Consider the following 22,933-nt stretch of genomic DNA (forward strand, 5'->3'; position numbering starts at 1 on the left):
TCAAATCTCCTCACCGGGCTGGAGGTGCCTGACCGGTGCTTCACCGATCGTGCGCCAACGACCCAAATTCAATATTGCAAACCACACCCCGACCAGTGTCATGAGAGCGCCGAGGAAAACCCAAGGGCCCATAGGGAAGTGGAAGAAGGACGAAACCGTGCCGAAGCGGGTCAAACGGCTGGCTTGGTCAAAAATCATCCATGACAGACCCGCCATTGCGATCACTTCGACAACGAGGGTGATGCGCCCTTCGATCTTGGCTGCCAGCGGCTTGTACAGCTCAGCCATCAGACCAACACGGATCTGGGAGTCGTCGCGAACAACGAGCCCGATCGACGCGAAGAAGAAGAGCATTAGGGCGAGCTTGACGAACTCGTAGGCGCCCAAGATGGGCATGTGCAATTGGCGTCCACCAGCGTCAACAAAGGCGATCAGAGCCATGAAAACGATGGCACTGCCTGACACCACTTTCAGCAGGATGATCAGCCAGTGATTGATCTTGTCAATCATAACGGTATTTCCTTAGAGACCAGGCCCTTTCGCGCGTCTGCAACGTGAAATGGTCTGGAATGGACACAACGCTTAGGGCTTGTGCCGGGGGGCAGCCCCTCAGGTTTAAGGCCTGAGGAGCCGAGTGGAGTACGTGATGCTTATTCGCCTGCTTCACGCTTTAGGACGCTCTGGTAGAAGTCGATCGCGGCCTGTGGGTCAGCAAGGCCAGCAGCCTCAGCGCGCTGGAACCACATCGATTCCTGCTGGTCGAGAACCTCGTGGAACGCCGCAAGTGCCTCGCCTTCAACTTCCGTAGTCGGGACGTTGGCATAGGCTGGAGCGGTTTCGATTTCTTCGACGTCATTGGCCTGACCAAGACGACGTGGCAGGCCTTCGGCGGTAGCCAAAATGATTTCCTGCTGCGCTGGGGTCATTTCGTTCCAACGCTCTTCGGCGATGATGACCGCGAAGGAGCCAGTACCGATACCGCCAGGGATCTTGGTGAGATGGGTCACGCTTGGACGGACGCCGGCGCCATCAGCAGAGCCTGGCGTGATAAACAGCACGTCCAAGTTACCACGTTCGACGTTTTCCTGCAGTTCTGGGTAGGCTGTATCCATTGGCACGCCGCCAAAGGCCTGGGCGATCACGGCCAAGGTTGCCGATGTGGCCCAAGTGCGAGCGCCGCGCATGCCCTCTGGGGTATCTGGAACAAATTCACTAACGGACAGGATCTGGCGACCCGGCAGAACGTGGGTCGAGAGGACCTTGACGCCGTCCCATTCACCAACGCCTTCGAAGAACTTTTGGTAGGTTTCCCAAAGGGCTACGGAGCCTGCTTCGGAGGTCGGCGCAAAGCCTGGCAGTTCGCCAATGCCGTTGAGCACAACGTGCTGGGTGACCGCGCTCACGTCGATCAGGGCCATATCAACGATACCATCACGGACGGCTTCGTACTGGCGGTCCACTGGCGCAAGCTGCGCATCTGGGATGGTGACCTTGATTTCGCCGCCGGAGGCTTCGTTGATGGCTGCTGCAAAATCGCGAATGCCGACCTGATAGGTCTCATTGAACGGCGGCAGCGTGTTGTTGTAAATCAGCTCGATCGCCTGACCAAAAGCCACGGCTGGGGTCAGACTGAAGATGGATGCAAGAGCGATCTTGCGAATGGATAACATGGTACTTCCTCCCGTTAGTGCCTGTCAGATTTATAAAAAACACAGACCGGCAATTTGAATAGTGTTAATTGGCCGCGTCCACCGCAATCGGCGCGCGACCAAAATTTCACAATGCGGAATTGGTGTTTTCTCGCTTAGGCCTTTTCGGCGACGACAGGGTTTTCGATCGTGCCAAGTCCTTCAATCTCAAGGCGCATAACATCGCCTGGTTGAAGGAAAATTCCCTTTGGAGCACCGATGCCTGACGGCGTGCCGGTGGCAATGATGTCGCCCGGCTCAAGGGTCATGACTTGGGTGAGATAGGCGATCTGATCCCAGATGTTATAGATCATGTCGTTGGTTCGATGGTTCTGGCGTAACTCGTTGTTAATCCAGAGTTTCATCTCAAGGTTGAGCGGATCTTCGATCTCATCATCGGTGGTGATCCACGGGCCTATTGGGCCATGGGTGTCCCAGGATTTGCCGAGGGTGAAGGTTGGGGATTTCGGCAGCCAATCGCGGGCAGAAACGTCGTTGGAGACCATGTAACCAGCGACGACGGAACGTGCGTCTTCGCGCTTAACCTGATGACATTTCTTGCCAATTACGACTGCGAGTTCGATTTCGTAATCGCATTTCTCGACGGCAGTCCACTTCACCACGGGGGCGAAGGGACCGTTGATGCAGGACACCTGCTTGTTGAACCACATCTGGCTGGTGGGAATGGTGATCCCGGCAGCGCGCGCTTCCTCGGCATGTTCCTTATAATTCATGCCGATAGCGAGGTATTTTTGTGGGTCGTTGATGGGCGCTTCAAGCGTCACATCAGAGAGTTTGAGGATGGGCGTTTTGATGGCATCTAGCTGGCCTTTAAGGGCCTCCAGATTGGCAATCAGATGGCGCATCGAGGCATTCACACCCAGAAATGCCGAGAGGTCGATGATGGTGTCACCCTCGACCCGACCGATGCGGACCCCGTCGACCGACGCTTGTGAGAAGCGAGCGAGTTTCATGTCTATTCCTTGCTAATGAGCTGTGCGGGGAACGGGGCTATTTGCCCTGCGGTCCGGCGCGAAATGGCGTGAGTTGTGAAAGCACGATCTGCCAGCCCTTCGGCCCGCGGCGCAGAATTTGGGTCGCAAAGCCCTCGAGCGTGACCGGTTCTCTGGTGTCGGGCTTGGTGACGCCATTGATGGTCGAGCCGGTGACGATGGCGATGTCGCCTTCGACGCGAATGTCTAGTGGCCCGCGCTCAATGGAGCGGAAGCCGCCCATGCGATTAAGGTGCGCCATGAACTCGGGCTTGGTGTGGACCTGACCCGAGGAATGGACGTGAACAAGATCGTCAGCGAGGAGCCATTCGAGCGCGCCTTGATCGTTTTTCACGAGCGCGTGCTGGCGCGCTTCTTCAGTTTCAAGGACGTCGGCGAGGTCTTTTTCGAGCGTGTTCATTAGATCAACCCGTCGTAAGAGCCGCCGTCGAGCTGCAGGTTCTGACCAGAAATAAAGCTGGCCTGAGCGCTGCAGAGATAGGCGCAGGCATCGCCAAACTCTTCGGGGCGACCAAAGCGCTTGGCAGCGATCTCGGAGACCGAGCGGGCGCGCGCTTCTTCCTTGGTGATGCCGTGCATCTTGGAGAGTTTTTCGGCCATGAACTCCTGACGCGGCGTATCGATACGCTCGGGCAGGATGTTGTTGATGGTGACGTTGTCGACCACAACTTCGCGGCTGATGGCTTTGGAAATGGCGGTGAGGCCAGCGCGGGCTGAGGTCGAGAGGCCCATCATGTAATGGGGAGACTTCACCATAGCGGAGGTGATGTTGATAATGCGGCCAAACTTGCGCTCGCGCATGCCCGGAACATAGGCACGGATGAGCTGCACAGCGGGGAGCATGTTGGCGTTGATGGCGCCGAGGATGGCCTCTTCGGACCAATCGGCCAAAGCCCCAGGAGCGGGGCCAGCGTTGTTATTGACCAGAATATCGACCTGCGGCAGGGCAGATAGGATCGCGGCCCGCCCTTCAGTGGTGGTGAGGTCGGCGGTGATAAAATCAACCACAGCGCCCGGCACTTCGGCGCGGAGCTTATCAGCTGCGGCGACGAGCTTTTCGGCGTTGCGACCATTGAGGGTAACCGCCACACCTTCACGCGCGAGCGAGGTGGCGCAGGCAAAGCCTAACCCCTGAGAAGACGCACAAACTAGGGCCTTACGCCCAGCAATACCAAGATCCATTGTGCTATCCTTAGTGGGCGAAAAGATCGGCGAAGAAGGCGCTCATAGCCGACCACGACCGACGGTCTGCGATGGCATTGTAAGCGGCGAAGGGAGGGCGGGGACCGCGATCCGGCTCGGTAAACCCGTGCTTGGTGTTGGCGTAGACATTGGTTTCCCAATTGAGGCCAACAGCACTCATCCCGGCTTCAACGCGCGCAAGATCGGCTGCGGAGGCGAGCGGATCTTGAGAGCCGGTCAGGATGAGAACGCGGGCATCTGCACCAGCTTTGGTGAAATCATCGCCGACATTGTCGAGACCACCGTGGAAGCTCACTGCGCCAGCAATTGGCGCGCCGGAGCGGACGAATTCGATGGATGACGAGCCGCCAAAGCAATAGCCCATGACAGCAATACGATTGGCATCGACATTGCCCGAAGCGATCAGCGCCTGACGCGCAGCTTCGATACGCCCCATCCACATGTCGGGATTGGCATTAAACGCGCCCAGCATGGGGCCGATTTCGGCCGGATTGGTGATCTGCTTGCGCTCACCCCAAAGATCGATGGCGAGAACCGCATAGCCTAAAGCGGCGACACGTTCGGCGCAGCCAAGAACCTGTTCACCGAGGCCATGAGCGGCGTGAATGACCAATACGCCCGGCACATCCCCTGCCCCAACAGGCACGAAGCGGCGACCAATCATGCGTGTGCCATCAAAACTATATTCGAGATCGCTGGCGATCGTCTGGGCCATACGAACCCCTCCCATGCGGTAAGCCGTATTTTAGAAACGACTTTTTCCGTGAGGGCGGCTTGCTCGCAACTTGCGCTTGGGGCTTTGTTCACATTGCGAAAACAAAGCCACCAACGACACAAAAAAGGGCGACCCGAAGGCCGCCCTGTGGAATTTTTATAAGCCTATCAGGCGGCTATCGACCGCTTGACGAGCGATTGAGAAATCTCGGCCGCCGCTTGCTTGAGGATAGGCACGATGGAGGGAATACGCCCCTCTGGCAGACGGTGGATCGGCGCGATCACGCTGAGCGCAGCAACAGGGTTTCCGGCCATATTCAGCACAGGAACCGAGAGGGCGCGACGATCTTTGGCGGTGACACTATCGGCCCAGAGATAGCCAGCATTGCGCGCTTCCCGAACGCTGGCGCTGACGGTTTCGGCGGTCATGCGATAGGGTTCGTAGCGGGCGCTGTTTTGGGCGAGAACCGCCTCGATCTTGCGGTCTCCCATAAAGGCCATCATGGCGCGACCGGCAACGCTGATGCCGAGCGGGCGACGCGCACCAACGGCAAGAGTGGTCACCTGCACGGGATAAGAGCCGGTGCGGCGGTCGGCATAGACCGAGTCATTGATGCTGGGGACGGCAAGGAACACGGTATCCTTGATGGAAGCAGACAGCCCATCGAGAACAGGAGCGGCGACCGAGGTGATCGGGAATCGCTCATTGGCGGCAAGGCCAAGCCAAGCGGCTTCGGTGCCAACGGTGTAGCGGCGCGAACCTTGAACGCGCTCGACAACGCCTTCTTCTTCGAGGGCTTTGAGAATGCGATGCGCCGTGGGGTGCGAAAGATCGAGCATCGAGGCGATGTCGACCAGCTTGAGCCCTTCGCGCGGGCTAGACGCCAAAAGACGCATGACGCCAATGGAGCGGTGAATGCACTGCGTACCCGATTCATCCCGACGTGCGCGGGGCTTGGTAACGGTCTCCTCAGACATAGTCGCCTCCCTGTTATGCTGCTGATGCAGCGTTCTTTTTCGTTACGTCTTCAGGTTCGTCTAAATAGCGTGCGCCATAAGTGATCAGCGTCTGAGCGGTTCTGTTCAGGTGCTCGGTGAGCGCGGCGCAGGCGCCGTCGGCGTCACGCGCCAGACAGAGTTCGATCAATTGGCGGTGTTCGGCATCGACATCGCGGCCACCCCGACGATGGGGCTGGATCATCCGACGATAGCGCTCAGCTTGGGTAAACAATTGCGAACGCAACCGCAGCCACCACACTGAATCACAAGCGGAAATCAGATCGTCGTGGAATTTCTGGTGGAGACGCGACCATTCGATATTGGGCTCGCCGCCGATGAGGGGCGTGGTGCGGGACAGCTGATGCCATGTGCCCAGCATCTGACCTTCCCACTCCAAAGTCCCCAGCTCAATCGACCGGCGCAGGCAGCGGGTTTCAATGTCGGTTCTGACGGCGGTGAGGTCGAGCATATCGGCCACCGACACCTTGGCGACGAGAAACCCCTTTTGCGGTTGCGAGGTGACCAAATGATCGGAGGTGAGACGCGAGAGCGCTTCGCGAACCGCGCCGATGTTTACCCCAAAGCGCGCAGCCAACTGGTCAATCGCCAGCTTTTGGCCAGGCGTATGCATGCCGTCGAGCAGCTCGGTTTTGAGGGTTTCATAAACAGCAGCGGTTTTGCTTTGCGCCATAGGCAGTCTCCATTGGGTCTATTTGTTCCTCTAAAATGGGATCAGATGCAAGCAAAACTATTTTGCATAAAAAATCGATTTTGTATAAGACCATCGATTAGACGCAGAGATTGGGAGGAAAACCATGGCGAGCAACAACTTCCGCGACTACATGCTGGCGCTGGATACGCCTCGAATTGCCAATGCGCGCGGGCTGGACCCGTTCGTTTACGCACAACCGATTCTGAAAACGGAGCGGGCGATCGCGCTCAATGCCGAATGGCAGAGCCGCTACAACCAGCCGTTCAAAGGCGTGACATCCGACGGCACGGTCATTGAAGATTTGTTTGCGCTGGAAGATCAGGGATTCGACCCCGCCCCTGCTGTCGCGGCTATGGAAAAGATGCTGGCAGCGCTATCGCCCGAGCATCAGGCCGGAGTTGCGCACAAGAGCGACGATGACAAATGGCGCGGCTGGTATAATCCGGAAATCCCATTCAACGACCATGGGGTCCGGCTTGAATATATGCCGGAGGCGGCGCGCGATGCTTTCCTAGAGCTGCTTAAGGCCTGCACGAGTGAAGTAGGCTTTACCAAGGTGCAGAACCTGCTCTCCGCCAATCGCTATCTGGGCGAGATTTATGACCTGCTCAACATCATGAACGAGTGGAGTTTCCACTTCCTGATGTTTGGTACGCCTTCGCTCACCGCGCCTTGGGGCTGGAATATTTATGGCCACCACGTCGCCTTCAATTGCCTGATCGTGGGCAATCAGATGGTGATTTCACCGACGTTCATGGGCGTTGAGCCCAATGTGATCGATCGCGGCAATGGCAATTGCTTTGCGCTGTTCACCGAAGAAGAGCGGCAGGGCCTGGCGCTGATGCAATCGCTGAGCTCCGAGCAGAAGCAGCGCGCGACGATTTTTGAGCTGATGGAAGACCCAAAGATGGGGCCGGATCGGTTCAACTTCGCCGACCAACGCCACCTTGGCGGGGCGTTTCAGGACAACCGCGTGATCCCCTATGAGGGGGTGAAGGCCAGTGAGTTTTCAGCGGACCAACAGGCTGCACTGCTCAAGCTGATCGAGACCTTTATTGAGCATGTGCCGGATGCGGCGCGTCAGGCGCAGATGGCGCTGATTGCTAGACATTTGGATGAAACCTATTGGTGCTGGATCGGCGGACACGGGGACGAAGACCCGTTCTATTTCCGTATCCAGAGCCCGGTGATCATGCTGGAATTTGACCATCACTCCGGCATGTGGCTGACCAATGAACAGCCAGCCAAATTCCATATCCATCACATTACCCGTATTCCGAACGGGAATGATTATGGACGGGCGCTGTTGCGGGCTTGGGAAGCGAAACAGGGGTAGTCGTATTTTTTGGGGGGGTTATCCCCCACCCTTAATCCCTCCCCTCCAGGCGGAGGGAGACGAAGGGGCGTTGGGCTGGGGAGAAATGCTCAGGAAGGGCTGACTATTCGGGTATTTTCGGTTGCGAGCTCTCGTCATCACCGGGCTTGTCCCGGTGATCCAGTGCGGCGCTAAGCTTGTCTGGTTTGCCGGGACAACCCCGGCAATGACGGTGGGGGAAGTAGTCATTTCAACAAAGAAAAAGGCCTCCCGTTGGAGGCCTTTTGCATTTGGAGTGCTCGCCTTAGCCGTAAGGGTCTTTGGAGCCTGCGGAGACAATGGGCGCTCCGGCTTTGAACTCAGTGAGCAGCTTTGAGGCGGCTGTCGAGAAGAGGGTGACGTCATTGCCGATAGCAACGAATGTGGCACCGAGTTCGAGATAGCGGCGGGCGAGAGCCTGATCGCCGATGAGAATGCCCGCTGGCTTGCCGAGTTTCACGAGGCGCAGAATTGCGGCTTCGACCACGGCTTGCACTTCCGGCGCGCCGGGTTTGCCTAAAAAGCCCATGTCAGCGGCGAGATCAGACGGGCCGATAAAAACGCCATCGACGCCGTCGACAGCCGCGATTTCATCGAGCGCGGCGATGCCCTTTTGGCTTTCGAGCTGGACGAGAAGGCAGACCTCGTCATTGGCGGTTTGCAGATAATCGGGGATGCGATTGAAGTTTGAGGCGCGAGCCAAGGCTGCGCCAACGCCACGCACGCCAAAGGGTGGGTAACGCATGGCGCGAGCCAGTTCAGCGGCTTGGGCGGCGCTTTCGACCATGGGCACGAGCAGGGTCTGCGCGCCAATATCGAGGAGCTGCTTGATGACCCAGGTTTCCCCGATCGGTGAGCGAATAATCGCGTGGCTGGGCGATGCGCTCAAAGCCTGCAATTGCGCCATAAGAACCGGCACATCGTTGGGCGCGTGCTCGGCATCCAAGAGCAACCAATCATAGCCAGCACCGCCGAGGATTTCGGTGGTGTAAGGATTGGCGAGAGCGGCCCAGAGGCCGAGCTGCGGATTGCCTAAGCGGATGTTCTGCTTGAACTTATTGGTGGGTGCGGGCATGGCGCGCCTTATTTGAAGTGGCAGCTGACGGTGCCAAATGGACCGTAGTCGCTGGTGATGGTGTCGCCGTGGCGCGCTTCGACGGGGCGAATGAACGAGCCCGCGAGCACTATCTCGCCAGCGGAAATTTTGTCGCCATATTGGTGCAGGCGATTGGCCAGCCAGGCAATGCCACGGGCGGGGTGATTGAGAACCCCTGCCCCAAGGCCGGTTTCTTCGACCTCGGCATTGCGCGAGACAATCGCACCCATCCAGCGCATATCGACCTCGTTGGGACGCATGGCGCGGCCGCCGAGAACGATGCCAGCATTGGCGGCATTGTCGGAAATGGTATCGACAATGGTACGGGTTTTCTTGGTCTCAGGATCGACGCGCAGAATGCGGGTGTCTAGGATTTCGAGCGCCGGGGTGATGTAATCGGTGGCGTTGAGAACGTCGAAGGTCGAGACATTGGGGCCGGAAAGATCGGACTTCATGATGAAGGCGATTTCGGCTTCGATGCGCGGTTGGATGAAGCGATCCGGCGGGATGGTCGCGCCGTCTTCAAAGAGCATATCGTCGAACAGCACGCCGGAATCCGGGATGTCGATGTTCAGCGCGTACTGCATGGCTTTTGAGGTGAGGCCGATCTTCCAGCCGATCACCTTGCGGCCAGCGGCGATCTTTTGCTTCACCCATTCGGCCTGGACGGCATAGGCGTCGTCCATGGTCATGTCGGGGTATTTTAGGGACAAAAGGCCGATCTGCTGGCGGGACTTTTCGGCCCCATCAAGCGACTGAGCGGCGTCGATGACGTCTGCCGTGTTCATCATGGAAATACCTCATCGGCAACGGTATTGCGGAGCAGGCCGATGCCTTCGGCTTCGACCTCGATGGCGTCGCCGGGCTTGAGCCAGATCGGGGGATCAAAGCGTGCGCCAGCGCCAGTGGGGGTGCCGCAGACAATGATGTCGCCGGGCACGAGTGTGGTGAAGGTTGAGATGTAGGCGATGATCTTGCGGAAGGTGAAGATCATGCGGCTGGTGCGATCTTCCTGACGGAGTTCGCCATTGACCTTGGTGGTCAGGCGAATGTCGGCAATCTGGTCGGCGTTCTCGAAGGGGACCAGCCATGGGCCGATAGCGCCGGAATTGTCAAAGTTCTTGCCTTGGGTGACGTTGAACTTAGCGTGGCGGACCCAATCGCGCAGCGTGCCCTCGTTGCAAAGGGTTAGTGCGGCGATGTGATCGTAAGCGTCTGCCTCAGCGATACGGCGGCCCGCTTTGCCAATGATGATAGCGATTTCGCCTTCGTAATCGAGCTGAACACTTTCGGGCGGGCGGACGAGCGGCTGGCCGTGGCCCGTAAAACTGCGCGGGAAGCGGATGAACAGCGACGGGTTGGGCTTACTGTCCTGCCCATCTTTGTACTCTTCGTTGCGGTCTGGGAAATTGACGCCGACGCAGATGATCTTTTCTGGATCGGCGAGCGGGATGGAAAAGGTGATCGCGTCGAGCGCGTGGTCGACAGGCGTATCGGCATATTGGGTTGCCAGGGATGACAGTGCCCCCGCCTCGACCACGGCTTTGAGCGAAGCATAGCGCTGGTCACGACGACCAATGTCGACGACACCGTCATCTCTGACGAGGCCGAAAGACGCCCCCTCTGGTGTTACAAAGCTGGCAAATTTCGGCCTCATCGGGTCCCCCCTGGGAAGTATAGGCTTAGGCGATGCCGCCCAAGCAGACGTATTTAATTTCAACAAAGTCATCGATGCCGTAGCGCGAGCCTTCGCGGCCAAGGCCGGATGCCTTCACCCCGCCAAAGGGCGCTTCGGCGGTGGAGACAAGGCCGGTGTTGACCCCGACCATGCCGTATTCGAGCGCTTCGGCGACGCGGAAGACGCGCGAGAGATCGCGGGCGTAGAAGTAGGACGCCAGACCGAACTCGGTGTCATTGGCCTGATGGATAACATCGGCCTCGTCGGTGAAACGGAAGATCGGGGCCAGTGGCCCAAAAGTTTCTTCGCGTGCGACGGCCATGTCCTGCGTCACATCGGCGATAACGGTGGGTTCGTAGAAGGTGCCGCCGAGCGTGTGGGCCTTGCCGCCCTGGAGAAGGCGCGCGCCCTTGCTGACCGCGTCAGAGACGTGTTCATCGACCTTGGCCATAGCTTTCTCGTCGATCAGCGGGCCAAGATTGACGCCTTCGTCAAAGCCATTGCCGACCTTGAGACCACCCACCGCCTTAGCGAGCTTTGCGGCGAATTCTTCGTAGACACCATCCTGCACATAGATGCGGTTGGCGCAGACACAGGTTTGCCCATTGTTACGGAATTTAGCGATCAAAGCGCCTTCGATGGCGGCGTCCACATCGGCATCGTCAAAGACGATGAAGGGGGCATTGCCGCCCAGCTCAAGGCCGAGCTTTTTAATCGTCGGGGCGCTTTGCTTATAGAGTTCCGCGCCGACTTCGGTGGAGCCGGTGAAAGTGAGCTTGCGCACGATGGGGCTGGCGGTGAGTTCGCCACCAATTTCGCGCGAGGAGCCGGTGATGACCGAGAACAGGCCCGACGGTAGCCCTGCGCGCTCAGCCAAAACGGCGAGGGCAATGGCGGAGAATGGGGTTTGGGCTGCGGGCTTGAGCACCATAGCGCAACCAGCCGCCAATGCCGGACCCGCCTTGCGAGTGATCATAGCATTGGGGAAATTCCATGGGGTAATGGCAGCGACCACGCCGATAGGCTGCTTCATCACCATGATGCGCGCATCGGGACGGTGGCCGGGAATGAGATCGCCATAGACGCGGCGCGCCTCTTCGGCGAACCATTCAATAAAGCTTGCGCCATAGGTGATTTCGCCAATGGCTTCAGCAAGCGGCTTGCCCTGCTCCATGGTCAGGATCGCCCCGAGATCTTCCTTATTGGCGATCATCAGGTCGAACCACTTGCGCAATATGTTCGAGCGGTCTTTGGCGGTGCGTGCGGCCCAAGCCTTCTGCGCCTTTTCGGCAGCAAGAATAGCTTCGCGCGTTTCGGCAACGCCAAGTTTTGGCGTGTAGCCAATGATTTCCCCGGTGGCGGGGTTATTTACCGGAGAGCCGTTTTCGGCTGTGCCTTCAATCCAACGGTCGCCAACAAGGGCAGCCTGACGGAAAAGGCTCGGATCTTTCAGGGTCATATCCCGCTCCTTTGGGAGGTGTTTCGTGTTTCCAAAGGAAAACATAACGCCGACGCCCGCCCAAAAGCAGGCGTCGGCTGTATTTTTATCAGATATTGAAGAGCTTCTTGGCGTTGCCCGACAGAACCTTGGTCTTGATCTCGTCAGAAACGTTCAGACCATTGACGGTTGGAACGCCATCGAAGAACCAGTCCTTACGGATCGGGTAGGAACCGCCGTACAGAATGTTGTCTTCGCCAAGCACTTCGATAGCGCATTCAAGCTGGGCCTTGCCCCACTGTGGTGCACCCGAGATATCGAAGAAGAGGTTCTTGCGCAGCTGGGCGCGCAGATCGGAACGACCGGTGTCGAAACGATCAACAGCATCGCCATAGGTGTGCTTTGGCTTTGGTACCAGCATGTCGACGAAAGCGAAGAAACCACCGCCGAGCATGGAGTGCGACAGGCGCAGCTCTGGGAAGCGATCGAAGAGGCCCGAGAAGAGTTCGCGACCGATAGCGGTACCCTGTGCGATCGAACGACCGTACTGGCGACGCATGTTGTTGAAGGTCAGGATCGAGCCGTGATCGACTGGCAGCGGGGTGTGGTGCACAACTGCTGGCAGCTTACGGTCGTTGAGGAATTCGAAGTATGGGAAGAAGGCTTCGTCATCGAGGTAGATGTTGCCATACTTACAAGCGAGCTGAACGCCCTTGAAGCCGAGATCGTCAACGCAACGTTCGACTTCGCGGATCATGTCCTTGGAACCCCAAGGTGGGCAAACCGCCAGCGCGGTGAAGCGGCCATTGGAGCGCGAGATGTATTCGGCAAGGCCATCGTTGAGGCGCTTGGAGGCTTCAAGGTTCAGCCATTCCTGCCACACTGGAATACGGAACACAGCCTGGTCGATGCCAGCCTTGTCCATGTCCGCCAGCTGGCTTTCAATGTTGTACTGACCTTCAGCGTAGTTGATGTTCACTACGCCCTTTGGCTCTTCGATGATAATCTGGCGAATGTCCTTGCCTTCGACTGGCACCATCGAAACGTGGATGCCGTGCTGGCGTGGAATGCAGCTCATCATCAGATCACGCAGGCTCTCATCGGTGAAGAGCGTGTCTGGCAGCCAGTGCATATTGGCGTCGATAACGGTCATGGGTAGTCCTTTCAAATCTCTACGGCGGGAGGGCGCGCGTTAAGCGCGCGCCGAGCCCTTGGCGCCAGCGATGTCGTTTTCGACAGCGGCCTTCTTGGCGCGATCCTCGTTGAAGAAGCCCTCGTCACGGAAGCCGAGCGGACCAGCGTCGTCGGGACGCTGCATGCCGGCCATGCGGTGGTATTCGAGGAAGATTTTCTCGCATTCGGCGATGGGGAAAATGTCCTCGATATTGTCGAAGGGCTTGCCGCCAGAGCGTTCTTCGACAATGCGACGGACGACCTCGGGGCCTTCCCCGCGGTTGGCAATGACGAGACGGTTAGCGAATTCCCGGCGAACGCCTTCATAGGCCTTGAAGGCTTCAGCGGGATTGTCGATCTCAGCGAGCTTTTCAGCCAGAACGCGGGCATCAACCAGCGCCTGACACAGGCCATTGCCACCACGCGGATACATGGCGTGGGCGGCGTCGCCGATGAGGGTGACGCGATCAAACGACCATTGGTCGAGAGGATCGCGGTCGATCAACGGATACAGATAGACTTCGCGCGCATTGCGGATGATCTCACCCACGTTGACGAAATCGAGTTTGCACTCGTCGAAATTGTGGGCGATTTCGCCCTGATCCATGCGCTGGTTCCAGTCTTCCAGCGACTTTGGCTGGCCGTTCTGTTCGACCACCCAGTTGACGAGCTGGTTGCCCTTGCCGTCGACATTGTTGGTGATCGGATAAACGATCATCGAACCCTGAGCGATTGGATCGCCGATGTGCAGGATCGTGCCGCCATTGCGGAATGGAGGCATGACGGTGACGCCGCGCCACATGGCAACGCCCGAATAGTGGCTAGCCGAGGACGAGGGAACGAGCTGGTTACGGACAGCGGACTTGATGCCATCGGCGCCGATGAGCACATCGTGGCGGGCCGAGGACTTGGTGCCGTCCAGACCTTCGAAGTGAATGGTGACGCCGGTTTCATCCTGTTCAAAGCCCGTGCAACGCTTGCCCAGCTGAACAGAGTTCGGGCCGAGACGATCCAGGACCGCACGGTAGAACATCATCTGCAGATCGCCGCGATGAACGAAGCGCTGCTCATGGGGATAGCCCATGTGCTTGCCGCACTTTTCGCCATAGATCATCTGGCCGTAGCGCGTGTAGAAAATGCTGTCGATGGCTTCCACCGAGATCGACTGGAACTCTTCAAGGAGCCCCATTTCGGTGATTTCCTTGACGCCATAGATCTTGATGTCGACGCCAACGCCAAGCGGCTTCAGCTCTGGTGCGCCTTCATAAATCGTGGGGTTAAACCCCTTCTGCTGCAAGCGCAGAGCCAGTGCGAGGCCGCCGGGGCCAGCGCCGATAATGGCAATGTTCAGCATGTCATTTCTCCTCTAATGGCCGCGCGTCAGGCGCGTTCGGCCGCCTTGCGCGCCAAGAACTTTTCAAGAGTTGGCAGCGGGATGTTTTCGTCTGGCTGGCTCGGCTCGGCGCCAGCAAAGCGCGTGGCTTCTGCAAACCACTGCTCCTGAGCCGGCAGGCCCCACTGATCCGCACGCTTGGGATTGGACAGCGACCAACCCACAGCGGGTTCGATGTCGATGTGCTGGTAATGGGTGTTGAAGAGCTCGATGCGATGCCCGTCCGGATCGCGGAAGTAGATGAACATGGCACCGGAAATGCCGTGACGGCCCGGACCGCGTTCGAGGCGCTGGCCCAAACCAAGAGCACCGGCAACGTCGCAAGCACGGATCATGTCGGACGCGTCGCGCAGGGTGTAGGCAAAGTGGTGCAGGCGCGGGCCAGGACCATGGGTAAAGACGATATCGTGCGGATTGCCCTTACGCTGCATCCACACGCCCCAGAGGTGTTCGGAGCCGTCTTCGTTTTCCGAGAAGGTGTATTCGGAGGTGCGGAAGCCGAGGGGCTGATAGAATTCGTAGCTCTTGCGAACCTTCGCCGACTGCAGTTGGTAGTGATCAAGACGCTGGGCCGAGGCACCGCGGTATTGATCGTAAGCCGTCATCAGGCGCGGACGCAGTTCCATGCTGGAGGTGAACTCCAGTGGCACGCCCACCGCGTCACGCACATGCAGGGTCAGGCCCTGATACGGGACTTCAACGATGGACGATTCAACACCCTTGGACTGGAAGTAGTCATACCCAGCACGGATATCGTCATCGGTTTGCACGCGGAAACCAACGCGCTGGCAGACTGGATCGGTCCCCTTGCGCAGAACCAGCGAGTGATGCGCCGCCTCTTCCATGCCGCGCAGATAGACCGCTTCGCTATCGGCATCGCTGACCACCAAGCCGCAAAGATCGGTGTAGAATGCCTTAGACGCGTCGAGATCCGCCACGGTGAGCACAATGTGGCTCGAACGCGTGATGTTGAACGGCGGATGAAGAACGATATCGTCCATGCTCATGGACCTGCCTCCCAGGGTCATTGCTGACTTTTCTTGGTAGGCACGTTGAGCGCGTGCTGAAGTTTGCCTCAACTGAAGCTGGCGTTTTTGTTCACATAGCGAAAACTAAAATCACCCAGCCCGGATGCGCCCACCGACAAGCAAGAGCCTGTCCGTAATGTGAAAAAGAGTGGGCTTTTACCTTGAACAATCAACGATTGTGACTGCTGCTGGCACCAAACAAGATTGGGAAGAGGAAGCCCTAAACGTGTCGAAACGTCAGAGCATCTACGTCGATAGCTTCGTCCATAAAAACCCGACACCGGCTGCGTGCCGGATCGGTGACATTGTTTACTCGGGCGGTATTCATGGCTTCGACCCCGAAACAATGGCAACCTCGACTGAGGGCATGGAAAAGCAATGCGAGCTGATGTTCGGCCATGTGCGGACCATCGTGGAAGCGGCGGGCCTGACCACGGATGACATCATCAAAATCACCATTTTGATGAAAGACCGCTCGCAGCGCGACATGGTCAATCCGCATTGGGTGAAAATGTTCCCCGATCCGCAGAACCGCCCAACCCGGCAGGCCGTGCAGGCGGATTTGCAGGGAGGAATGCTGGTGCAATGTGATTTTGTGGCCGTCGCCAGCAAGTAACCACTCAGGGCTCGATCGGAAGATCGGGCCTTTCTCTTTCGGCTGCCAGAAAGACAAATAGGGCCCGATCCGAAGATCGAGCCCCGAGCTCCGGGAGGGAGCTTGTTCTTATTGAGCGGCAGCGAGGGCCGCGCGGTAGGTCGCAATTGCAGCGTCTGGATCGGCGAGACCTTTCGACTTCGCGAGTTCTTTCCAGTTTTCAAGCTGGCCAGCCAAAATCGGCGTAATGGCTTCCACCAATCCTGCCGATGGCTCAACCTGAGCCAGATGATCAAACTTGGCAGCAACTTCGACTTCACGCGCATCAACGGCTGCGCCTGTGCGGGCTGGTAAACCTTCAGCAGCGCGGACGATTGCAGCACGCTGCTCGTCGTTCAGCTCGTTCCAACGCTCTTCACGGATAACCACCGCAAAAGAGATTGAACCCAGACCACCATCAATCTTGGTCTGGAAACGGGCTTCTTCCAGAACGCGAGCCGAGTTGGCGGAGTCTGGTGTGATCACCAAGCCCTCAACAGTGCCCTTGCTGACGTTCTCATGCAGACTGGTGAAGGGCTCCATAACCGGCACGCCACCAAGACCGGTGACGATTTCGCTCATCGCGCCCGGTGGGGTCCACAGCTTCATGCCCTGGAAATCGGCAACCTCTTCCAGAGGCTTCTTGATCGACATGAACTGGCGACCTGGGAGGGCATGCACCGAAAGAACAACCAAGCCCTTGTATTCGTTCAAGGGTTCAAAGTGCTCTTTATAGGTGGCCCAGAGCGCCTGCGAGGCAGCGGACGCCGATGGGGCGTGGCCGGGCAGATCGGCAATACGGTTGAGCGCAACAATCTGCGGGACAGTATTGGTTGGAATGAAGGCCATGTCGGAGATGCCATCAAGGATCATCTCATATTGGCGATCAATCGGGGCCAACGACACATCAGGGATGTGGATGTCGATGTCGCCCTTACTTTCCGCTTCGATACGCTCAGCAAATTCGCGCACGGCGACTTGCTGAGTGACTTCAAAAACCGGCAGGTAAGTGTTGAAAATAATTTCCGTTTGGGCGGCGACTGGGGACGAAAACGCCCCCAGCGCAGCCAAAACAGCCAAGCGCTTCAGTAGTGTCATTCTCTCCTCCTTGAATGACAGGTTGATGGATTTAAATGGGCTGGACCAAGGTCTCGATGATCGACTGCGTGGTGGCCACGTTGTCGAAGTCTTTAAGACGGCCCTTCTCCCATTCGCCGATGTCCACACAGGCCTGAATAACCCGGCGGCAACGATCGTAACGGCGCTCGAAGTAGCTGGTGAAAGCGGCTTCGTAATCGTCGTGTTCGGCGAGTGCTTCCGCGAGCACGACACCATCTTCGATGGCCTGAGCAGCGCCCTGCCCCATGTGCGGAAGGAATGCGTGTGCGGCATCGCCGATCATCACGAGACGGTCGCGGTGCCATGGGCCATCAGCAATCATCCACTCAATGGGGCGCAGCACGATATTGGCATCATCGGAGATGTAACGATCGCGCACCGCGCCGGTCAGGCCGCCAAAGCCCTTGAGCTGCTCGCGCAGGACCGCTGGCAATTCCGCGGCCTCATAGCGAACCGACTTGTCCCAACTGGTGTTGAAGAACATGTAGGCCAAGTCTGGACCAATGGGCACGAACCCGGCCATGCCGTGGGGTGCGTGTTGAAGAATGATACGGTCAATCTCCATCTCCCCGTCGATGACGCGTGGAATGTTGACGCGGAATGCCGACTGGCCGTTGTACGCGGGCTTGGTGTCGTCGCCAGTGATGTCTTCGCGGAGCTTGGAATAGGTGCCGTCCGCCGCAACCATCACATCATAATGGGCCGCTGTGTCGTTCGAGAACACCACATCGACGCCATGTGCGCCCTGCTCGTAGCTGGAAACAGTGGTCGAATAGGCAATGTTGACGCCGACGTCATTGGCCCGCGTGGTCAGAATTTCGTGCAGCTTTGGACGGGTAATGCCATTCATGGGCGGAAGGTTAGAACCGGGAATGGTCGCACCCGGCATCTGACGAACTTCGACGCCTTCTGCATTCAGGGTCTTACCCCAAGCGCGGGTGGAATAGCCAAATTCTAAACACTGCTGCGCGCAACCAATAGCATCCAGAGCGCGTAAGGCGTTGAAAGGCTGAATAATGCCGACGCCAAAAACCGATGCATGCATATCGGAGCTGCGTTCGATGACGTCGACGGCAAAGCCCTTGCCACGCATTGCAATAGCCGTTGCGAGTCCACCGATCCCGCCTCCGACAACGAGAACTTTGATTTCCTTCATCGGAAACCTCCTCCCTAGAGTTCCTTTGTTGCCGCCATTAGGAAACCTGGAAGTTTCCCAAGTCAAGTATCGGATATCGGGGGAATTCTTTGGACGGAATGAGGGTGGGTTTTGGCGCTAAGGTGCAGGTTCGGCGCGGAAAAACTGGCTGGATTTCTGTATTTTCCGCGTGGATTTCGCGGACAAAAAGGCAAAACCATGGGTCTGACAGACCACCTGTGGGAGCATTTGCGGCACCACAAAGGATGGAAAGAAAATATCTTAGTTTCAGATACTTAGACGAGAGGTCGGAGTGTCAGCTTTGGCGACACACAAAGTTTTGGGTCTTCACCAACGATCTTGAGACTTTTCCAGTATATGGACAAGAATAGGTTCGGGCGGTGTCTTACCGTGCACAGTCGGTGAAAAGAGCGGCGAATAAAGCGAAGGCAGTGAGTATGGCACGTGTCGGCCGGCCAGTGACGATGGCAGCAGAAGAACGACGTGAACTGGTCTTTGAACATGCGGAACGGTTGTTCTGTGACAAGGGCTATTCCGGCGTAACGATGACCGAAATCGCCAAGGCAGCGGGCATGAGCAAGAAGACGCTCTATGTGATGTTCGCTGACAAAGAAGAACTGCTGCGCGAGCTGGTGTCGTCCTCTTACTTGTGGGACGCCGGGGCATCGCAGGCCGTGGCGCATGACCCGGTGGACGAAGTGCGCCAGCGATTGCGCATTATTTCAAAGCATGTGCTGTCGCCCCGCCACATCAATCTGTGTCGGCTCGCTGTTGGAGAGAGCATTTCCAAGAACGGGATTGCGGATACGTTTCTGGAGCTGGGTATTTATCAAAGTCGCGCGTCGCTTGTGGAAGCGATCGACCGGATACCGGAACAACGCAGACGCGTTGCTCTCAGCTCCAACCTCATCGCTGGCATGCTGTTTGGCGCGACCTGCAGCGTCAATCTGATGACTGCCATGCTCACCGGCAATAATCCGGTGATGCAGAAAATTGCCGAGTCTATCGACGTGGTGATCAACGCGGTTTTTGTTCTGGACGAAACAGCCGTCCGCGCCGATTGAGATCAGTGCTGCTCAGCGAAATATTGCTCAATCACCTTGAGCGTTTTCCGGTAGTGACGCTCCAATAGCCCTGCGGCCTCATCGCCATTTCCGGCCATTGCGGCTTCAGCGATCGCCTTGTGCTCATCATCATAATCGGTGCGGGGCTTATGCGATGAAGCGGCAACTGCGCGATAGCGGTCCGATTGTTCCCGCAGGTCATCGCAGATCGCCATAATTTTGTCTGAGCCACAGCAGGACACCAGCGCCCGGTGGAACCGGTGGTGGTAGACCTCCCACTTATCATTCCGGACTTTGCGCGCGTCATCCAAGAATCGCGGCGTGCGGGTCAGCCGATGCAGGCTTACGACAATCTCGTCGCGCCACTCTTCGGTGCCGTTGGCGATGGACCGGCGAAGCGCCTCAACCTCTAGAATACACCGGGCCTCGAGCAGATCACGCCATACTTCCAAAGATACCTGGCTGACCGAGAAGCCTTTGTGGTCCTGCAGATCAACTAAGCCTTCTGCAACAAGGCGGTTGAGCGCTTCTCGAACAGGGTTGATCGCAGTCGAAAAGCGCTGACGAAGCACTTCAATGCGCAAACGACTGCCGGGCGGCAATGAGCCCTGCAATATTTCTTGACGTAACTCCAAGGCGATTTGGCTCGCGGCCGTCAGCTTGGTCGGCTCATCAGGTTTGTCTTCGTTCATGGCGTCCCCCAGACCGGTCTGTTCTAGCGCAGGTTGACAAAGTCGCAAAATGGAATTCTATTCGAATTTATAAGAATAATCCATTATCTTGTTTGGAGGAGAAATCATGGATCATTTCAAGGGTTGGATCGCTGCATCTGCTTTCGCAATTATGAGCAGCCAAGCAGCATTTGCCGGTGACATCACCGTTGCGGTCCCAAATCCATCGGCTGTTCTGCTCCTGCCAATTATTGCCGCGCAGGGCGAAGGCTATTTTGAAGCCGAAGGCGTCAACGTCACCATCGAAGCCCTGAACGGCTCGGGTGCCGTTATTCAGGCACTGGCCGCTGGCCAGGCGCAGATCGGCAATCCGGGTGCAGGCCCGCTGCTACAGGCGCGTTCGCGTGGCGTCGAAATCACCAATATCTACCGCCTCAACCCACTCAGCTCGTTCTCGATCGTGGTCAAAGAAGGTTCGGAAATCACTTCGGCTGATCAGCTGAAGGGCAAAGTCATCGGTATCGGTACCGCTGACGGGTCTGAATCGGCGTTTGCGCGCTCGATCTTGACCGAAGCCGGCCTTGAAGAAGGTAAGGACTTCACCTTCCTCGTGGTTGGTGATGGTGGCCAGGCTACGGCCGGTTTCCTGCGCGGCGATATCGATGCCTATGCGGCAGCGACCAACGACGCGGCAATTCTGAACGCCCGTGGCGTCAAGCTGACCAACATCACACCGGACAAGTTCAAGACCTTCTTCGGCAACGCGCTCGCAGCGATGCAGCCGTATCTGGATGAGAACAAGTCCGACGTTGAAGCCTTCGGCCGCGCTGTGGTCAAGGGTGCAAAGTGGGCTGCTGATCCGGCAAACCGCGAAGCTCTGATCCAGCACATTGGCGCTGAAAACCCGCAGGAAGTTGAGGACAAAGAGTTCGCGAATGCGCTGATCGACCAGATCATCATTCGTCAGACCCCGTTCGATGCTTCGCTCGGTTATGGCTATCAGGACCTCGACGCCTGGAAGGCATGGGAAGAAAGCCTTGTGGCCTCCGGCGAGCTGGAAAAGCCACTGGAAGACCTCAGCGTCGTCTACACCAATGACTTCATCGACACTTGGAACGGCAAATGACGCAGTCCCCTTCTGTGGGTCTGGAAACAACAAACGCAGGAGCTTCGGCTCCTGCGGTCTATCAGGTCCGCAACCTCCAAAAGGCCTTCGCTCGACAGGCCGTTACCGCGCTTGAAAATGTGAGCTTTGACCTGCCGCGTGGCAGTTTCACCTCGGTGATCGGCGCGTCGGGTTGCGGCAAATCTACTTTGCTCAAGATCATGGCTGGTCTGGTATCGCCAACGGCAGGCTCAGTGATGCTGGCGGGCTCGCCCGTTTTGGGCACGCGCCCGGACATTGGGATGATGTTCCAGCAGGCGGTGCTACTGCCGTGGATGACCACGATCGAGAACATTCTTCAGCCCATTGAAATCCGTCACGGAAAAGCGGCTGCACGCGCGCAACGGAGCAATGCCGAAGCGCTGATGGAGCTGGTTGGTCTGCAGGGATTCGAAAACGCTTATCCCAAAGAGCTTTCGGGCGGGATGCAGCAACGCGCTTCGATCTGCAGAATGCTGATCACCGAGCCGCAAATCCTGCTGCTCGACGAGCCGTTCTCGGCGCTCGATGAGTTGGTGCGTGACCACATGAATATGGAATTGCAGCGCATCTGCATGGCGCGCAATGCCACGACATTCCTGATCACCCACTCGATCCCCGAAGCCGTTCTGCTGTCGGACAAGGTTTTTGTCATGGGCGCACGCCCCGGTCGGATCATGGAAGAAGTGATCATCGACCTGCCGCGTCCGCGTACGCTGGAGATGATGCTTGATCCTCATTTCGGCGAACTCGTTGCTTACATCCGCAACCGACTAGATATTGGTGTGAACCATGGGAAGTAACATCAAGGTCCTCCCGCCGCTGGTTGATACAACTGAGTTTCCATCCACCGTTTGGACCGAAAAAGTATCGCCCATCGACCGCCTGCCCCGCTCGGTCGCCATTCTCGGCTTGGGCGCGATTATCTTTGCGCTCTGGCATCTCGTGACCATGTCGGGCCTGATCAACACTGTCATCCTGCCCACACCGTTTCAGGTGTGGAACCAGATCATCACCGTCGGGCTCAATCTGGCGACCGGTGGCTATATGCTGGCCGCGCTGTGGATCACCACGCAGGAAGTGCTGATCGGATTTTTGCTCGCCGCAATCATCGGTATCGGGCTCGGCACGCTGGTTGGTGAAACCAAGTTCGGCGAACGCGCGGTGATGCCGTATCTGGTTGCCATCGACACCATGCCCAAGATTGCCTTTGCGCCGCTGTTTGTCGCCTGGCTGGGTTTTGGCCTCGAAAGCAAGATTGCTCTGGCAACCTTTGTATCGGTATTCCCGATCATCGTCGGCACGGCCTCGGGCCTGCAATCTGCGGACGAAAATGCTCACATGCTGTTCCGCACCATGGGCGCTAACCGCCTGCAAACGCTCATCCGCATGAAGTTCCCCTTTGGTCTGCCGCAGATCTTTACAGGTCTGAAGATCGGGGCTCTGTCAGTTATGGCCGGCGCAATCACCGCGGAATTCCTCGGTGGCGGCAAGGGGTTTGGTGAACTGATCCGTGTGGCTGCATCGCAGCTTGATACGGCACGCGTGTTTGCCCTCATCATCTATCTCAGCCTCGTCGGGCTATCGATGTACGCCATCGTCATGTTCACCGAGAAGCGCGTTGTCTTCTGGCAGAACCGTCGCGGAAACGACTGA

The 22,933-nt window shown here is 57.7% G+C and carries 24 protein-coding genes; 6 read left to right on the top strand and 18 right to left on the bottom strand.

The annotated features are described in order from the left end of the window. The 8 genes from JHL21_RS16540 to JHL21_RS16575 form a co-directional block, all read right to left on the bottom strand. On the bottom strand, positions 1-510 hold the full coding sequence (locus JHL21_RS16540) for a TRAP transporter small permease (protein WP_200214746.1): 510 nt from the start codon (positions 508-510) through the stop codon (positions 1-3). A 140-nt stretch (positions 511-650) separates the two neighbouring features. Continuing rightward, positions 651-1,670, bottom strand: coding sequence for a hypothetical protein (locus JHL21_RS16545; protein ID WP_200214747.1), 1,020 nt, complete (start codon positions 1,668-1,670; stop codon positions 651-653). Positions 1,671-1,804: 134 nt separating this feature from the next. Beyond that, a complete protein-coding gene (locus JHL21_RS16550; protein ID WP_200214748.1) occupies positions 1,805-2,662 on the bottom strand; it encodes a fumarylacetoacetate hydrolase family protein in 858 nt (285 codons plus the stop codon). Positions 2,663-2,699: 37 nt separating this feature from the next. Next, positions 2,700-3,101 carry a nuclear transport factor 2 family protein gene (locus JHL21_RS16555; protein WP_169196290.1) on the bottom strand — a complete coding sequence of 134 codons (402 nt, stop codon included), beginning with the start codon at positions 3,099-3,101 and terminating at the stop codon, positions 2,700-2,702. Further along, a complete protein-coding gene (locus JHL21_RS16560) occupies positions 3,101-3,883 on the bottom strand; it encodes an SDR family oxidoreductase (RefSeq protein WP_200214749.1) in 783 nt (260 codons plus the stop codon). The genes JHL21_RS16555 and JHL21_RS16560 overlap by 1 nt, the downstream gene beginning before the upstream one ends. Before the next feature lie 10 nt (positions 3,884-3,893). Beyond that, the gene (locus JHL21_RS16565) at positions 3,894-4,619 is read right to left on the bottom strand and encodes a dienelactone hydrolase family protein (RefSeq protein ID WP_200214750.1); all 726 of its coding nucleotides are present in this window, start codon (positions 4,617-4,619) and stop codon (positions 3,894-3,896) included. Between the two features lie 167 nt (positions 4,620-4,786). Then, a complete protein-coding gene (locus JHL21_RS16570; protein ID WP_169196287.1) occupies positions 4,787-5,596 on the bottom strand; it encodes an IclR family transcriptional regulator in 810 nt (269 codons plus the stop codon). Between the two features lie 13 nt (positions 5,597-5,609). Further along, entirely contained in the window at positions 5,610-6,308 is a 699-nt protein-coding gene (locus tag JHL21_RS16575; protein ID WP_200214751.1) for a GntR family transcriptional regulator, read from the bottom strand. Positions 6,309-6,432: 124 nt separating this feature from the next. On the opposite strand from JHL21_RS16575, the gene JHL21_RS16580 reads away from it, so the two are divergent. Further along, the gene (locus tag JHL21_RS16580; RefSeq protein ID WP_200214752.1) at positions 6,433-7,665 is read left to right on the top strand and encodes a DUF3500 domain-containing protein; all 1,233 of its coding nucleotides are present in this window, start codon (positions 6,433-6,435) and stop codon (positions 7,663-7,665) included. 283 nt (positions 7,666-7,948) lie between these two features. Here JHL21_RS16580 and hpaI read toward each other — a convergent pair whose 3' ends face one another. The 7 genes from hpaI to hpaD form a co-directional block, all read right to left on the bottom strand. After that, positions 7,949-8,758, bottom strand: a complete 810-nt coding sequence (gene hpaI / locus JHL21_RS16585) for a 4-hydroxy-2-oxoheptanedioate aldolase (protein ID WP_200214753.1) — start codon at positions 8,756-8,758, stop codon at positions 7,949-7,951. A gap of 8 nt (positions 8,759-8,766) precedes the next feature. Further along, on the bottom strand, positions 8,767-9,567 hold the full coding sequence (hpaH, locus tag JHL21_RS16590) for a 2-oxo-hept-4-ene-1,7-dioate hydratase (RefSeq protein WP_199530766.1): 801 nt from the start codon (positions 9,565-9,567) through the stop codon (positions 8,767-8,769). After that, entirely contained in the window at positions 9,567-10,436 is an 870-nt protein-coding gene (locus tag JHL21_RS16595) for a fumarylacetoacetate hydrolase family protein (protein WP_200214754.1), read from the bottom strand. Before JHL21_RS16595 ends, hpaH begins: the two co-directional genes overlap by 1 nt. Before the next feature lie 25 nt (positions 10,437-10,461). Beyond that, on the bottom strand, positions 10,462-11,916 hold the full coding sequence (gene gabD / locus JHL21_RS16600; RefSeq protein ID WP_200214755.1) for an NADP-dependent succinate-semialdehyde dehydrogenase: 1,455 nt from the start codon (positions 11,914-11,916) through the stop codon (positions 10,462-10,464). A gap of 88 nt (positions 11,917-12,004) precedes the next feature. Further along, complete coding sequence (locus JHL21_RS16605) at positions 12,005-13,048, bottom strand: amidohydrolase family protein (protein ID WP_169196280.1); 1,044 nt, start codon at positions 13,046-13,048, stop codon at positions 12,005-12,007. Between the two features lie 39 nt (positions 13,049-13,087). After that, complete coding sequence (locus JHL21_RS16610; protein ID WP_169196279.1) at positions 13,088-14,422, bottom strand: FAD-dependent monooxygenase; 1,335 nt, start codon at positions 14,420-14,422, stop codon at positions 13,088-13,090. A gap of 26 nt (positions 14,423-14,448) precedes the next feature. After that, positions 14,449-15,468 carry a 3,4-dihydroxyphenylacetate 2,3-dioxygenase gene (hpaD, locus tag JHL21_RS16615; protein ID WP_200214756.1) on the bottom strand — a complete coding sequence of 340 codons (1,020 nt, stop codon included), beginning with the start codon at positions 15,466-15,468 and terminating at the stop codon, positions 14,449-14,451. 247 nt (positions 15,469-15,715) lie between these two features. Between hpaD and JHL21_RS16620 the strand changes: the two genes are divergently transcribed. Then, positions 15,716-16,105 carry a RidA family protein gene (locus tag JHL21_RS16620; protein WP_169196277.1) on the top strand — a complete coding sequence of 130 codons (390 nt, stop codon included), beginning with the start codon at positions 15,716-15,718 and terminating at the stop codon, positions 16,103-16,105. 108 nt (positions 16,106-16,213) lie between these two features. On the opposite strand, the gene dctP is transcribed toward JHL21_RS16620, so the two are convergent. Continuing rightward, positions 16,214-17,221 (bottom strand): TRAP transporter substrate-binding protein DctP, encoded by a 1,008-nt coding sequence (dctP, locus tag JHL21_RS16625; protein ID WP_169196276.1) that lies wholly within the window; start codon positions 17,219-17,221, stop codon positions 16,214-16,216. Between the two features lie 31 nt (positions 17,222-17,252). Beyond that, positions 17,253-18,398 (bottom strand): FAD-dependent monooxygenase, encoded by a 1,146-nt coding sequence (locus tag JHL21_RS16630; protein WP_200214758.1) that lies wholly within the window; start codon positions 18,396-18,398, stop codon positions 17,253-17,255. 437 nt (positions 18,399-18,835) lie between these two features. Between JHL21_RS16630 and JHL21_RS16635 the strand changes: the two genes are divergently transcribed. After that, complete coding sequence (locus JHL21_RS16635; RefSeq protein ID WP_199530713.1) at positions 18,836-19,462, top strand: TetR/AcrR family transcriptional regulator; 627 nt, start codon at positions 18,836-18,838, stop codon at positions 19,460-19,462. A 2-nt stretch (positions 19,463-19,464) separates the two neighbouring features. On the opposite strand, the gene JHL21_RS16640 is transcribed toward JHL21_RS16635, so the two are convergent. Continuing rightward, positions 19,465-20,154, bottom strand: coding sequence for a GntR family transcriptional regulator (locus tag JHL21_RS16640; protein WP_169196273.1), 690 nt, complete (start codon positions 20,152-20,154; stop codon positions 19,465-19,467). Between the two features lie 106 nt (positions 20,155-20,260). Here JHL21_RS16640 and JHL21_RS16645 point away from each other — a divergent pair, with 106 nt between their 5' ends. Genes JHL21_RS16645 through JHL21_RS16655 form a run of 3 tightly spaced genes read left to right on the top strand, consistent with a single transcriptional unit; the run spans position 20,261 to position 22,933 of the window. Further along, the gene (locus JHL21_RS16645) at positions 20,261-21,259 is read left to right on the top strand and encodes an ABC transporter substrate-binding protein (protein ID WP_200214759.1); all 999 of its coding nucleotides are present in this window, start codon (positions 20,261-20,263) and stop codon (positions 21,257-21,259) included. Continuing rightward, positions 21,256-22,080, top strand: coding sequence for an ABC transporter ATP-binding protein (locus JHL21_RS16650; protein WP_200214761.1), 825 nt, complete (start codon positions 21,256-21,258; stop codon positions 22,078-22,080). Before JHL21_RS16645 ends, JHL21_RS16650 begins: the two co-directional genes overlap by 4 nt. Then, entirely contained in the window at positions 22,070-22,933 is an 864-nt protein-coding gene (locus JHL21_RS16655; RefSeq protein ID WP_182395330.1) for an ABC transporter permease, read from the top strand. Before JHL21_RS16650 ends, JHL21_RS16655 begins: the two co-directional genes overlap by 11 nt.

It is taken from the genome of Devosia sp. WQ 349K1, assembly GCF_016595685.1.
In the GTDB taxonomy this organism is placed as follows: Bacteria; Pseudomonadota; Alphaproteobacteria; order Rhizobiales; family Devosiaceae; genus Devosia.

What these genes read in the sequence shown, in the direction of transcription:
- JHL21_RS16540 (WP_200214746.1), bottom strand. Translation starts at nt 510, where the DNA reads ATGATTGACAAGATCAATCACTGGCTGATCATCCTGCTGAAAGTGGTG.
- JHL21_RS16545 (WP_200214747.1), bottom strand. Translation starts at nt 1,670, where the DNA reads ATGTTATCCATTCGCAAGATCGCTCTTGCATCCATCTTCAGTCTGACC.
- JHL21_RS16550 (WP_200214748.1), bottom strand. Translation starts at nt 2,662, where the DNA reads ATGAAACTCGCTCGCTTCTCACAAGCGTCGGTCGACGGGGTCCGCATC.
- JHL21_RS16555 (WP_169196290.1), bottom strand. Translation starts at nt 3,101, where the DNA reads ATGAACACGCTCGAAAAAGACCTCGCCGACGTCCTTGAAACTGAAGAA.
- JHL21_RS16560 (WP_200214749.1), bottom strand. Translation starts at nt 3,883, where the DNA reads ATGGATCTTGGTATTGCTGGGCGTAAGGCCCTAGTTTGTGCGTCTTCT.
- JHL21_RS16565 (WP_200214750.1), bottom strand. Translation starts at nt 4,619, where the DNA reads ATGGCCCAGACGATCGCCAGCGATCTCGAATATAGTTTTGATGGCACA.
- JHL21_RS16570 (WP_169196287.1), bottom strand. Translation starts at nt 5,596, where the DNA reads ATGTCTGAGGAGACCGTTACCAAGCCCCGCGCACGTCGGGATGAATCG.
- JHL21_RS16575 (WP_200214751.1), bottom strand. Translation starts at nt 6,308, where the DNA reads ATGGCGCAAAGCAAAACCGCTGCTGTTTATGAAACCCTCAAAACCGAG.
- JHL21_RS16580 (WP_200214752.1), top strand. Translation starts at nt 6,433, where the DNA reads ATGGCGAGCAACAACTTCCGCGACTACATGCTGGCGCTGGATACGCCT.
- hpaI (WP_200214753.1), bottom strand. Translation starts at nt 8,758, where the DNA reads ATGCCCGCACCCACCAATAAGTTCAAGCAGAACATCCGCTTAGGCAAT.
- hpaH (WP_199530766.1), bottom strand. Translation starts at nt 9,567, where the DNA reads ATGAACACGGCAGACGTCATCGACGCCGCTCAGTCGCTTGATGGGGCC.
- JHL21_RS16595 (WP_200214754.1), bottom strand. Translation starts at nt 10,436, where the DNA reads ATGAGGCCGAAATTTGCCAGCTTTGTAACACCAGAGGGGGCGTCTTTC.
- gabD (WP_200214755.1), bottom strand. Translation starts at nt 11,916, where the DNA reads ATGACCCTGAAAGATCCGAGCCTTTTCCGTCAGGCTGCCCTTGTTGGC.
- JHL21_RS16605 (WP_169196280.1), bottom strand. Translation starts at nt 13,048, where the DNA reads ATGACCGTTATCGACGCCAATATGCACTGGCTGCCAGACACGCTCTTC.
- JHL21_RS16610 (WP_169196279.1), bottom strand. Translation starts at nt 14,422, where the DNA reads ATGCTGAACATTGCCATTATCGGCGCTGGCCCCGGCGGCCTCGCACTG.
- hpaD (WP_200214756.1), bottom strand. Translation starts at nt 15,468, where the DNA reads ATGAGCATGGACGATATCGTTCTTCATCCGCCGTTCAACATCACGCGT.
- dctP (WP_169196276.1), bottom strand. Translation starts at nt 17,221, where the DNA reads ATGACACTACTGAAGCGCTTGGCTGTTTTGGCTGCGCTGGGGGCGTTT.
- JHL21_RS16630 (WP_200214758.1), bottom strand. Translation starts at nt 18,398, where the DNA reads ATGAAGGAAATCAAAGTTCTCGTTGTCGGAGGCGGGATCGGTGGACTC.
- JHL21_RS16635 (WP_199530713.1), top strand. Translation starts at nt 18,836, where the DNA reads ATGGCACGTGTCGGCCGGCCAGTGACGATGGCAGCAGAAGAACGACGT.
- JHL21_RS16640 (WP_169196273.1), bottom strand. Translation starts at nt 20,154, where the DNA reads ATGAACGAAGACAAACCTGATGAGCCGACCAAGCTGACGGCCGCGAGC.
- JHL21_RS16645 (WP_200214759.1), top strand. Translation starts at nt 20,261, where the DNA reads ATGGATCATTTCAAGGGTTGGATCGCTGCATCTGCTTTCGCAATTATG.
- JHL21_RS16650 (WP_200214761.1), top strand. Translation starts at nt 21,256, where the DNA reads ATGACGCAGTCCCCTTCTGTGGGTCTGGAAACAACAAACGCAGGAGCT.
- JHL21_RS16655 (WP_182395330.1), top strand. Translation starts at nt 22,070, where the DNA reads ATGGGAAGTAACATCAAGGTCCTCCCGCCGCTGGTTGATACAACTGAG.